Source organism: Paenibacillus sp. SRL342, assembly GCF_984798905.1.
In genome coordinates this window covers 5,950,217-5,962,367 of the sequence record NZ_OZ481790.1, presented here as the reverse complement: position 1 = coordinate 5,962,367, position 12,151 = coordinate 5,950,217, and the positions used below count along the sequence as shown (strand labels likewise).

Annotated in this window: 12 protein-coding genes; 10 read left to right on the top strand and 2 right to left on the bottom strand. The window is 48.8% G+C overall.

Annotation, left to right across the window (positions count from 1 at the left end; translation table 11 throughout):
• Positions 1 to 43: 43 nt before the first annotated feature.
• Together AC4E8D_RS26400 and AC4E8D_RS26395 are read left to right on the top strand one after the other, a co-directional pair.
• Positions 44 to 1,063 (top strand): asparaginase, encoded by a 1,020-nt coding sequence (locus AC4E8D_RS26400; RefSeq protein WP_076212644.1) that lies wholly within the window; start codon positions 44 to 46, stop codon positions 1,061 to 1,063.
• A gap of 138 nt (positions 1,064 to 1,201) precedes the next feature.
• On the top strand, positions 1,202 to 1,927 hold the full coding sequence (locus AC4E8D_RS26395; RefSeq protein WP_036607001.1) for a pirin family protein: 726 nt from the start codon (positions 1,202 to 1,204) through the stop codon (positions 1,925 to 1,927).
• A 148-nt stretch (positions 1,928 to 2,075) separates the two neighbouring features.
• Here the strand turns inward: AC4E8D_RS26395 and AC4E8D_RS26390 are convergent, their stop codons facing one another.
• The gene (locus AC4E8D_RS26390) at positions 2,076 to 2,300 is read right to left on the bottom strand and encodes a DUF1128 domain-containing protein (RefSeq protein WP_017692283.1); all 225 of its coding nucleotides are present in this window, start codon (positions 2,298 to 2,300) and stop codon (positions 2,076 to 2,078) included.
• A gap of 158 nt (positions 2,301 to 2,458) precedes the next feature.
• Between AC4E8D_RS26390 and yyaC the strand changes: the two genes are divergently transcribed.
• From yyaC to AC4E8D_RS26365, 5 genes are all read left to right on the top strand, one after another.
• Positions 2,459 to 3,016, top strand: a complete 558-nt coding sequence (gene yyaC / locus AC4E8D_RS26385) for a spore protease YyaC (RefSeq protein ID WP_221820812.1) — start codon at positions 2,459 to 2,461, stop codon at positions 3,014 to 3,016.
• 60 nt (positions 3,017 to 3,076) lie between these two features.
• The gene (locus AC4E8D_RS26380; protein ID WP_221820814.1) at positions 3,077 to 3,868 is read left to right on the top strand and encodes an alpha/beta fold hydrolase; all 792 of its coding nucleotides are present in this window, start codon (positions 3,077 to 3,079) and stop codon (positions 3,866 to 3,868) included.
• 434 nt (positions 3,869 to 4,302) lie between these two features.
• Entirely contained in the window at positions 4,303 to 5,007 is a 705-nt protein-coding gene (locus AC4E8D_RS26375) for a DUF6483 family protein (RefSeq protein WP_221820816.1), read from the top strand.
• Positions 5,008 to 5,102: 95 nt separating this feature from the next.
• Complete coding sequence (locus tag AC4E8D_RS26370; RefSeq protein WP_221820819.1) at positions 5,103 to 6,350, top strand: class I SAM-dependent methyltransferase; 1,248 nt, start codon at positions 5,103 to 5,105, stop codon at positions 6,348 to 6,350.
• Positions 6,351 to 6,556: 206 nt separating this feature from the next.
• Positions 6,557 to 9,151, top strand: a complete 2,595-nt coding sequence (locus tag AC4E8D_RS26365) for an O-antigen ligase family protein (RefSeq protein WP_490205380.1) — start codon at positions 6,557 to 6,559, stop codon at positions 9,149 to 9,151.
• A 657-nt stretch (positions 9,152 to 9,808) separates the two neighbouring features.
• Here AC4E8D_RS26365 and AC4E8D_RS26360 read toward each other — a convergent pair.
• A complete protein-coding gene (locus AC4E8D_RS26360; RefSeq protein WP_339305621.1) occupies positions 9,809 to 10,156 on the bottom strand; it encodes a dehydrogenase in 348 nt (115 codons plus the stop codon).
• Positions 10,157 to 10,316: 160 nt separating this feature from the next.
• Between AC4E8D_RS26360 and uptA the strand changes: the two genes are divergently transcribed.
• The 3 genes from uptA to AC4E8D_RS26345 are packed head-to-tail and all read left to right on the top strand — an operon-like array spanning position 10,317 to position 12,142.
• Positions 10,317 to 10,931, top strand: a complete 615-nt coding sequence (uptA, locus tag AC4E8D_RS26355) for an undecaprenyl phosphate transporter UptA (RefSeq protein WP_490205379.1) — start codon at positions 10,317 to 10,319, stop codon at positions 10,929 to 10,931.
• 2 nt (positions 10,932 to 10,933) lie between these two features.
• Positions 10,934 to 11,503, top strand: a complete 570-nt coding sequence (locus AC4E8D_RS26350) for a thioredoxin family protein (RefSeq protein WP_017692292.1) — start codon at positions 10,934 to 10,936, stop codon at positions 11,501 to 11,503.
• 6 nt (positions 11,504 to 11,509) lie between these two features.
• Positions 11,510 to 12,142, top strand: a complete 633-nt coding sequence (locus tag AC4E8D_RS26345) for an MBL fold metallo-hydrolase (protein ID WP_036607016.1) — start codon at positions 11,510 to 11,512, stop codon at positions 12,140 to 12,142.
• Positions 12,143 to 12,151 lie beyond the last annotated feature (9 nt).

Sequence of the window (12,151 nt, the reverse complement as noted above, 5' to 3'; positions counted from 1 at the left end):
GCAAAGCAGAGATGAAATCGGGAGCACAAAGGAGAGAACTCGCATGGAGAGTGCCTTGTTAATTAAAGAATACCGTGCAGGCGTTATGGAATGCGCCCATTACGGACACATAAGCATTACGGATGAGTATGGCCGAATCGTATACTCGGCTGGTGACCCTCATTTTAGAGCGTTCACTCGCTCATCTGCCAAACCTTTTCAAGCCATTCCAGGTATTCGGGCAGGAATTGCCAGTCACTATGGCCTATCAGCACAGGAGATTGCCATTATGTCCTCCTCGCATCGTTCGGAACCGGAACACATTCGGGTGCTGGAGCAGTTATCCGGTAAGATCGGATTGGGAGAAGAATGCCTGATCTGTGCACCAAGCTATCCGCTTAATGAAGAAAGCCGTAATCAATGGTTACGTGCACAAGGAGAGAAACGGCGCATCTTGCACAACTGCTCCGGAAAACATCTGGGAATTCTGGGGTACAGTCAGATGAAGCAGGTTGATCTGGGCAGTTACGCTGAACCGGATCATCCGGTACAACGTGAAATTCTTGAAACCTTTGCCGACCTGGCAGGTATTGAGGAAAAAGAGATTGAGCTTGGGACGGATGGCTGCGGCTTTCCGGTATTTTCTTTGCCGTTGTCGGCATTGTCGAATGCTTATCTGAAGCTTGCTTGTCCGGATCTTATTGCTGATCCTTCCACAAGAACAGCTGTAGAGACCATAACATCAGCTATGAATGAACATCCGTTGATGGTAGGTGGCACGGAGCGTGTAGATTCAGTGCTGCTGGAAGACGATAACATTGTAGCGAAGGGTGGGTTCAAGGGGGTATTCGGATTTGGTCTGAAAAAAGAAAGACTGGGAATCACCTTCAAGGTGCTTGATGGTTCCGAGGAAGAGTGGGCGTTCATTACCCAATCCATCCTGAAACAGATTGGTTATTCCAATGAGAGAACCATTGCACGATTGGCTGAAGTGTTCCCTTCGGACATCCGAAATGATGCGGGTACCCTTGTAGGTCATGCAGATAGTGAGTTCATTCTCCACTCACTTGAAGATAGCGTATAACCTTAAGAAGGGGCGTGATTAGAGTTGCCGGACCCCGGGTAAAGATGCATACCAACTGGTATTCATCTATACAATTCATATACACGCATGGACTGCCGCGGTAATGTGGCAGCTCTAAACCCTTGGAGGTGGATGAACATGATTAAAGTGGTGACATCGGAAGAAAGGCACACGTCGGATCGAGGTTGGATACACAGTGAATTCAGCTTTTCCTTTGCGGATTATGATGATCCAAGCAACGCCCATTTTGGCTGTCTGTTGGCTCATAATGAAAACACGCTGATGCCGCAAGAAGGCTTTAAGAAACATCCACATCATGATCTTGAACTTGTCAGTTATGTCATATCAGGTACACTCAAACATACGGATAGTATGGGAACAGAACAATTGCTTGAACCAGGTACGGTCCAGGTGATGAGTGCGGGTACGGGTGTTGAACACTCCGAGACCAATCCGTCAGCGGATGAACCGGTACGTTTCCTCCAGATGTGGTTTTTGCCATCGGAGCGTATGCTGAAACCTTCCTATACGAATCGGAGAATAGAGCCGCAGGAGCATTTGAATCGTCTATGTCCGATTGTATCCGGGCAAGGGGGCGAGGGAAGTGAAGGCGCATTGCCTATTTCTCAGGATGTAACCTGTTACCTGTCCCATTTGGAGTCCGGGAAAAAGTTGATGTACCCGCAACACGAAGATCGACGGACACATCTTTTTCTGATCAGTGGACATGTAGAGATTCATTGTTCAGATGGCAACTTCAACCTCAAGCCGGGGGATGCCGCACGAATTCGCAAAAGCTGTGATCTGCAAATCACAAGCACAGACAGTGAACCTGCCGAATTTGTTTTGGTTGACCTGCCCTAAGGATGAGATATATTCCGTAGAAGATAGCCTTCAAATATGAATATGTGAAAAAGGACCTGTTCCCACGGTGATGTGGAAACAGGTCCTTTTTAGGCTTGGTTTTGAAAGGACTTCATAGAAGTCGCAAATGATCAAAAGCAACACTTTGCTAAGATTTACGAAGGTTACCCAGTTCTGAAGCGACAGCTTCCACTTCAGAGATACTGAGATGTTCCTTGCTCAGAATCATTTCATACAGGTCAAACAGATCTTCGTATTTCTCAAGTGGGAATGAAGAAGCTTGCATGGCGGCACCGCTTGCCATACGAAGTTTGGTTTTGATCGCTTCAATCATATATTCCATATTGGCTGCTGTTGCTTGTGTTAAATCCATCGTTAAGTTCATCCCTTCCGTATCGGAAACTCTTGTTATTGTATCATGATTGGAAGCGCTCAGGCTAATGCTTTTGCAGGGAAACCAAGCATCGGTTACAATGATGGATACAACAACAGGGTTTCATGGAAACTTGAGTGTACTGGAGGGAATACAGCTTGGCAGCGTATAAGCGAGAAATGGTTCGCCATCAAGGAAGGGAAGTCCGCAAAGGCGTGCCTGCAGGGAATCTGGTCTTATTTTTCAAAAACATCATTCAACTTCATTCTCCAGCTGAAATCACGTTTGTCTGCATTGGTACGGATCGTTCCACCGGGGATGCTCTGGGTCCACTGACAGGAAGTTTACTGCAAGAGAGTGGAATGGAGAACGTGATTGGCACGCTGACTTCCCCTTGTGATGCAGATACGCTGGAAAAGAAATTGGCACTTATTCCTGCACACCATGCCATCATAGCGATTGATGCATGTCTGGGTCCAAAGCATGCGGTAGGTACATACTATCTCTCGAATAACCCACTCATTCCCGCCCAATCGGTCGGAGGCAAGCTACCCCCTGTTGGACAATACAGTGTAGCAGCTGTGGTTAATGCAAATGGACCAAGGCCCTATTCCATTTTGCAGATGACCTCGCTTCACTTGGTCATGGGGATGTCCCGAACGATTGCAGACGCCGCAATTGAAGCATGGAAATGGAGACAAACGTTTCATTCATGATATGTAGGCTTAATAATATACAACCTGAATTATATCATTCGCGCAGAGAGAGGGATTTATATGGAAAAAGTGATGTGTGATGGAACGACGATTTGTTATGCCGAACAAGGTAAGGGAGAAGCACTCATTTTGCTCCACGGATACTGTGGCAGTTCATCGTATTGGGATGAGGTCGTACCTGAACTGGCACGCAGCTATCGCTGTATCGTACCTGATCTGCGTGGACACGGAAAAACAGATGCACCTGTAGGAAGTTATACCATCGAACAGATGGGCAACGATGTATTACAGTTGATGGATGAGTTGAATGTGGAAAAAGCGGTCCTTCTGGGACACTCGATGGGGGGATACATTGCGCTCTCGATTGCACAACGTCACCCGGAGCGTTTGAATGCATTTGGTCTGATCCATTCGACAGCCTATCCGGACAGTGAAGAAGCCAAGGAGAAACGCCTGCGCGCTGTATCCACCATTCAGACCGAAGGGATCGTAAATTTTGTAGATGGACTGGTTCCCGGACTGTTTGCACCGAAACATGTGGAATCGCTATCTAAGCATGTAACACGTGTGAAGGAAATCGGTTACCAGACTGCTCCTCAAGGTGCTGTTGGTGCTGCACTTGCTATGCGGGAACGCCCGGATCGCCGCGATGTGTTATCGGCTACACCTTTACCTGTATTGCTGGTTGCAGGAGAGAAGGATGCTGTTATCCCGCCAGAACGTACATTTACAAGTGACAAGCCACATATCGTACAAGCCGTGATTGCGGGTGCGGGTCATATGAGCATGTATGAAGCTCCTGAAGAGTTAATTCAGGTCATTAAACAATTTATGGCTGGATTATCAAAATAATTGATGAAGTGATTTATGTTGATATCATTAGGGCATGTCTGAAAACTCCGAAGGAAGTAGATTTTACTGAATTTTTCGTTCCAAGCAAGGAAGTTTTCCGCAGGCGTGCCGGGGCACGTCAAGGGGAAGTGACGTAGCATGGGGCGAAAAGGCGGTAAAAGATGCACTTCAGCGAGTTTTGAGACACGTCCTAGAATATAGTTTGGTTTCTGGATGATTCTACCTCTTGTGGAGGAGGAGTAACCAGTTCCATTTCAACCGAGCCCCTGCCACGTCCCTTTGGGATAGGCAGGGGTTTAGTGTGTTCATGGCCAGAGCAAAGACACGCGTGTCTTGTTTTTGGCTTTTTGTCATGGCATGAATTAGAATAAATATAAAGGAACGATATGAGAACGATTGGATGTATAGGGTCGAAGGATGAGGGGGCATACAGCATGTTCAGAAAAGATTATCTGCTCCGCATGATGGAGGAAATGACTGAAGCAATTGGCAAAGTGTTCACGCTCAAACAGCAGCGTAAGCATACCGAGGCATTGTCTGAGTTGGATGAGCTGATGCGCAGGCAGTTTGGGTTGAACTTATCTCTACTGAATTCATTGCCAGCGGAGGATGTTATTGAAATGTTCCGTTTTCGCGGAATGATTGAGGTAGACAATCTGCAGCAGGCCGCGAGGCTGATTGAAGAAGAGGCTTACATTTATCAAGAGAAGGCCAAAGTGGAAGGCATAGATGATCAGGAGAGAATGGACGCAGAGGATGAGGCTGTCATTCGATTGATGAGATCACTTCATTTTTACCTGTATGCATTGAATCATGGCGCCAATCCCCAGTTATTGAATGCACCGGAACGGGTGGAGGGTGTATTGGGGCTCACGAAAGAATATGTACTTCCTGCCCGGACTGAAAGACAGCTTGCCCTCTATCGTGAACAACAAGGACGTTACGACCAAGCAGAGAACAGTTGGTACAGATTGCTCCAGCTTGGTGATGAATTCCCGGTGAGCTACCGAGATGATGTACAGGCATTCTATGAAAGGTTGAGCCAACTCACAGATGAACAGCTGGAGCACGGTGGTTTGCCGCTTACCGAAGTTGAAGAGGGGTTAGCTGAACTAAGTCGTCAAGAGATGAACTCCTAAATATGGATAGGATCAAGGCCTGTTACATGCCTTTACTTGGAGAGGGAACGGAATTGTGGTATGGTAACGGTTGACCAAACCAAACCGAAAGTGAGATGTACCCCGTGGATTCATTGCGAAAGCTTATACAAGACATCTTTGAACAGAATTCGCTGATTACAGCGACCTGGAGCCAGCTGCGCAGACGGGACAATGTCTCGTATACCAAAGTGCAAGTCAAGCCGGTGACACTGAAGAATCAGCTGCATTATCAATTTGCATTTCATTATAACAACAAAGTGCTGCACGAGAATTTGACTCCGGCTGAAGCGGCTGAGCGCATGACTTTGTTATGCGAAGAGACGTTTCGTCAAGGGCTGCTCTGTACGACCGAGGCAGACTATCAAATTTTGATCAGCAAAAAATATAAAGTATCCATTCTGACCAAATCTGCTTCCAAAACTGCGGTGGATCTGTCGCATAATCGCAAGAAGCAATATGTATTAGAAGAAGGCGTACCTGTATCGTTCCTCGTTGAACTTGGCATTATGAACGAAGAAGGTCGTGTGCTGGCCCGCAAGTATGACAAGTTCAGACAGATCAACCGTTTCCTCGAAATGGTGCAGGATGTCATTCCACATCTGCCGGAAGGACGTCCACTGACCATCGTTGACTTTGGTTGCGGCAAGTCTTATCTGACATTTGCGTTATATCATTATCTGTCTGTACAACAACGTCGTTCACTCAAGATTATTGGGTTGGACTTGAAGGCAGATGTCATTGAACACTGTAATGATCTGGCTAATCGATTGCATTATGGCGATCTGAAGTTTTTGGTTGGAGACATCGCGGACTACGATGAATTGAACGAAGTGGATATGGTTGTCACGCTGCATGCCTGTGATACAGCCACCGATGCTGCTTTGGAGAAGGCAGTTCGTTGGGGGGCTTCTGTTATTCTGTCTGTTCCTTGCTGTCAGCATGAACTGTTTGATCAAGTAGAGGCCTCCGTGATGAATCCATTGTTGTCCCATGGCATCCTCAAGGAACGTTTTTCCGCACTGGCTACGGATGGGATTCGTGCCAAGTTGCTTGATCTGATGGGATACAAGACACAATTGCTTGAATTCATCGATATGGAGAATACGCCTAAAAACATATTGATTCGTGCTGTTCGCGGTCAGGCCGGCGAAGTGACGGAGATGTGGAATGAATATACGGCTTTCCGTGATTTCATTCATGCCGATCCATATTTGGAGCGGGCTTGTGCCGATTTGCTTCCTGGCGATGGCAAGCAGGCCGGCGGGAAATCAAAATCGAGCAAAGAAACCGTTCAAGATTCCGCAAATTGCGACCTTAGCTGAGTGTGCCAATGACAATCCAGGGACATACTGCAACTAGGGTCTCTGAATGTAAAATGATATTCAATGCACATACTTCGTAGCAAGCCACACCATAACTGTCAGATGTATATCAGGCAGAAGGACCCGTTATCGGGATCTTCTGTCTTTTTGTTATGCATACGGAGCGGTGGAAGGAAGGAGGGTGTATAAGGATGAAGAATAGGACAATGGATAAGGGAGTTGTAAGGAATACAGAATATGTAGATAACAGGGACTTATGTAATGGGGACAGTAGGGGCAGTAGAGACAGTACATATAATAGGGAAGATACATACAACAAAGATCATATGTATAAAAAAGATGATACGTATAAAAAGGATGATAAAAATAATTCAAGTGGAGCTATCCAGACCGATGCGTCAGGGAGTTTTTCTCAAAGTTTGAGGTGTAAACGTTATTCAGGATCGGGGTGGACTGTTGGGTTAGGCATACTCTCCATTGTCTTGCTGCTTGCAGGATGTCTGAGTCGGGGACTGTACTATTCGGCTGATCTGTATCCTGTCCTTTTGATCGCAGCAGGAAGCATATTGATCATGATTGTGCTATTTCTTGTCGGTATTCGTCTAGAGAAAGAGCAAGAGCAGGAGCAAGGAAGAAAACAAGTACCTCTGTCACCGGTACATTGGCTAGGGAACAATGAACGAATGGTTTGGCGAATGATTCGAATCCCGGGGATGTGGTGGGTATTGTGGCCGCTGGGGATGATGACATGTTTTGGGGTACATGCGTGGGCAGGCTCTGTGAGTAAACAGGGCAGCATGGATGAGATGCTGCGGTGGAGCCTGCTTGCGCTATTTACTCTGCTCACCGCATTACTGGCTGCGCGCACGGATGGTGCGCGTTGGTTAGCCTGCGGTTGGCAGATGGCAGGCGGCTTGCTTGTGCTAAGCGGCATCCTTGCCGTGTGCGGGATATTGCCACTGCCCTTCGGGGTGATGCGGACTGCTGACCCCGAGATCAGCTCCGCCGGAGCAAGGCTCGGCGGATTATTGCAGTACCCGAATGCGTACGGTGCCGTTGTTGGCATGTACGCACTGGAGCGGCTGACAGCCGCCGCGCGAGTCATAGCCCGGCCTGTGCCGGCCGCGCGAGTCATAGCCCGGCCTGTGCCGGCCGCGCGAGTCATAGCCCGGCCTGTGCCGGCCGGGCGACTCATCGCGGCAGTGCTGCCGCTCATGCCTGCGCAAGCCGCGCTCCTGCTGAGCGAGTCGCGCGGCGCTTGGCTGGCGACCGGCTGCGCCGCGGTCGCCGCCTTTGCTTTGCAGCGGCGCGGAGCCCGCCTGCCGCTGCTGCTGGCCACGGCCGCGCCACTGGCGTGCGCGGCCTGGCTGTACCGCCAGCTGGCTGCTGCCCAGCTGGCGCCTGCACCCGTGCCCGGCCTGCTGGCACTGGCCGGGGCATGGGCAGCTGCGCTGCTCGGCACGCTGCTGCTGTGCCGTCTATGGCACAGCGGCGCCGCCAAGGCTCCGCGCGCCGCTGCTTTGACGGCCATCGTGCTGGCGGGAGCCGCCGCCGCACTGATGGCCGTGGCCTCCACCGCCGATCGCCTCGCGGCGGGTGTCGGCACTGGGGTGTCCCGCCTACAGATGTGGCGGGACGCCCTCCAGCTGTGGACCGAGGCCGCATGGCTTGGCCACGGGGGAGATACATGGCGCAACATGTTCCGCGCCATTCAATCCTCGCCTTATGTCGGAGGCGAGGTTCACAACGGCCTGCTCGATCTCGCCCTGGACACGGGCATGATCGGCATCCTGCTTGTCACAGGGTGGTTTCTCCTCACCCTGCGAAGCATCTTTCATTTTGCACCGCAGCTCATGCCATCCGTGCTTGTTTTTGGCCTGCATGGGGCGATGGACTTTGACTGGAGCTTCACATTATTTTGGATGCTCTTCATCTGGCTCGGTGCTTGGGCAGTCGCATTGAAGACGGAAACAGAGGGGGTCCAGCGATCCAGCGTAACTGTGAAATATACTCCCATCAGATCCAAATCGGGATCTAAATCGAGATCTAAATCGAGATCCAGATCTCTTTTCTTGCGATATTTACCAACCCAATCCCACCCATCAGCTGTCCCGATGCGTTCCTTCTTTCATAATCTTCAGCGAGTAACTGCTCGGCTAATAAGGGTATCCACAGTGATGATCATCCTTTTCTGCCTTGTTGGAACAGTCTGGCTGACCTCCCGATACGCTGTAGCAGAAGTGCAGTACCGTCAGGCGATGTCTGAACTGGATGGCACTCCAGCACAGAAGGTGCATTTTATGGCTGCCCTTCAGTCTAACCCGAATCGACCGGATATCGTGATATCCTTTGCACGATCTCTTCCGGGACGAGAAGCAGAATCACTCCTTTTAAACAGCTTGTCCCATTCCCCGATGCACCCTCAGATTTACATTGAACTGGGACGATTGGCAGCCCAATTCGGCGAAGGACAGCAGGCAGGAGGATATTTTGAACAAGCGATCGCATTGAATCGGTATGATGGCCTTGGCCAATCCACGGCTTTGTATTGGATGGAGCAGGCAGCGCGGCGGGAATGGAAGGCAGGATATAGAGATCGAGCCCGACAGACTGCCGCCACTGGTGTCCAGATGTATGAACGGTATCAACTGCTGGCTGAGGAAGTGGGAGCAGGGGACGTTCGTAATGATCGTCGTTTTGTAATGGAAAAACATGCTCCAGGCTATGGAGAGAACCTGCGTAGGCTTGCTTCGGGTTCTTCTCCTCCTTTTACTCCAGAGTTGACCAAGCGAAGCCCTTGAATCACTGCTGGGTCTTGACGTTTACCCAAGTTATATGATGATGGATGTCAGCGTCCAAAAGTCTGGAAGTCCAAGCTGGCTGCTTCTGGCGGATGGATATACGATTTTCTAAGGAACACAGAACGTCTTATTTGGCTTTCCACTCTCCTTTTAAATTCTAAGGAACATCAGACACGTTATTTCCCGAAACTCCTTAACAAAAAAGTTAAAAAGGCCAAAAATCCCGAGATAACGTGTCTCAGATTCCTTAGATTTCTAAAATTGCTTCAAATCCTTGATTAAGACGCCTCAGATTCGTTACCGCTCGTGGGCTTGAGTATGAAAAATTACTCGGTGTTTATGTTCATACTTTCCAGCTCATATTCATACTCACAGCTTATGTTCATGCCCCTGTGGTGGTCGGCTCCATGCTCTGCTCGATCCGCAAGCCAGAGGACGACCCTGAATTCCACCTGGAGCGAAGCTTTACATCGGAAGGGAGAAATTCGCATTTTATGTTGTCTCTATCGCTTGCTCGTACGTGAAGAAGGCATTAACATCACACGTTAAGGACACAGTGCCCTCCTTGGCTATTCCTAACATGTTCAGATTCGCTTCAGCTCGGCTGCGTCGTTCAGTAGGTTTGAAGACATAGCTACCCGCCTCATTCCTCCATATCTAAAGACGATAACCGCCAAATGCATGCTGAAACGCATCTTTTAATGGTTCAACTTCTACTTCCCACATCGCGGCGATCTCCGCACTGACATCCGTGTTCCACCACTCACATAATTTCTTGCGGTTGTCGCGATTCTCACCAATCCAGAGCAGATTTGTGATCACCTTACCGTAATAATATTCTTCCGCCTGCTTCATCCGTTCGGGAGAGACATATACTTTTAGCCTTTTGACTGTCCGGTACAATTCCTTGCTGCATGCTCTGCGAATTCCTCTGGCGGAAGGAAGGTTTTGACCGGATTGCGTATGTTTGACCGGCGGAGAACCGGGTATTGATTTGTGCGACATCTTCTCACGCTCCTCTCCCCATACCATATGCGCACTGCTGCGAACGGGACACTATCCCAACCTCTTGAAGTAGCAACGTCCACAGCCCTGTGATAAAATAGGGACGAACATCCATGGTGCGGAGGGGCACCGCCAATCAGGATGGAGAAAGAGGGTTGAGATGGACTTTATTCATAACCTTGTTGTCCAATTGTTCGATTGGATTCAAAGTCTTGGGTACTTTGGAATCATGCTTGGATTAATGTTGGAAGTTATCCCAAGCGAAATTGTGCTGGCGTATGGAGGTTTTCTCGTTTCACAAGGTAATATCAACTTCTTCGGTGCTATGATTTTTGGTACGGTGGGCGGTGTGATTGCCCAGTTATTTATTTACTGGATTGGCCGTTATGGCGGCAGACCTGTACTTGAACGCTACGGTAAATACATACTCATCCAGAAAAAACACATCGACCATTCCGAGGAGTGGTTTCGCAAGTATGGTACAGGTGTCATTTTCACAGCGCGTTTTGTTCCGGTGGTAAGACATGCGATCTCCATCCCGGCTGGCATCACGAAAATGCACACAGGCAAATTCATCTTGCTTACTACACTCGCTGTTATACCTTGGACTGCATTGTTTATATATTTAGGGATGATTCTTGGAGATCAATGGGAGCATATTGATGAGAAAGCGGCACCATATGTTATGCCTATTTTGCTTGTCGCTCTCGCCCTTATGATCGTTTATGTACTTATTAAATGGATGAATGTTCGTAAAAAGAAAGGAAGTGTCTAGTCATGGGTAAACCCAACTTGTCTCACAAATTCGGTAAAGGTCTGCCACCGAAAGATTTTATCGAGAGTATGACCAAGAACCAAAGTGAATTCCAGGCCAATTATGATAGCTTTACTTGGTCGAACGAAGAGGATCGTGAGTTTTTTGAGAGTCTGAACCATCGCGATGATCTGCGTGTGTTAATTCTGGCTGCGGACTGGTGCGGGGATGTTGTCCGTAATATTCCGGTTGTGTTCCAGGCGCTTGAAATTTCAGGAATCCCAACAGAAGTTCTGATTATGGAGAACCATCCGGAAGTGATGGATGAGTTCCTGACGATGGGTGGCCGTTCCGTGCCAGTCGTTATTTTTGCAGATACAGGTGGTCATGTGTTAGGTCAGTGGGGACCTCGTCCGCAGCATGTACAGGAAGTCATGATTGAATTCAAACGCCTTAATCCGGATCGTGAAGCAGCAGATTATCAAGAAAATTTGGCTGTAGCGCGTCAAGAGATTGGTAAACGTTATGGGGAAGGAACGGAGTCACATGCGGCCATTATCCGTGAGCTGCGTGAACTGATTTCGGGTTACTAAGCCGATATGCTTAACATTCGTACGTTTACACTAGGCCCGCTTCAGACCAATGCGTATCTCCTACAAGGAGATGATCCGGGCAAAGCCGTCATTATTGATCCGGGCATGAATCCAGGGCCGCTGCTTAAGGCGATCCAAGACTTGGAGATCGAAGCCATTCTCCTCACTCATGCTCACTTTGATCATATGGGCGGGGTAGATGAGATCCGCAAATTGAAGGGATGTCCCGTTTATCTTCATGACTTGGAGAGTGACTGGCTCACCACCCCGAAATTAAATGGATCTTTGAATTGGCCGCAGGCGACACCACCGCTTTCGACAGATCCTGCTGAATATGCCATGGACGAAGGGCAGAAGCTGAATCTGATTGGTCATACGTTTAAAGTGTTCCATACACCTGGACATTCCCCAGGCAGTGTAAGTTTGCTTTGTGATAACGACCTGTTTGCGGGTGATGTGCTGTTCCGCATGGGTGTGGGCAGAACGGACCTGACAGGAGGGCGTGAACGGGATCTGATTGATTCAATCCAGAACAAGCTTTACACCTTTGCTGATGAGGTTAAAGTATATCCAGGTCATGGTCCCAAAACGACCATTGGTTATGAGAAACAGAACAATCCTTACGTGTCCGCAAGATAATCCGACATG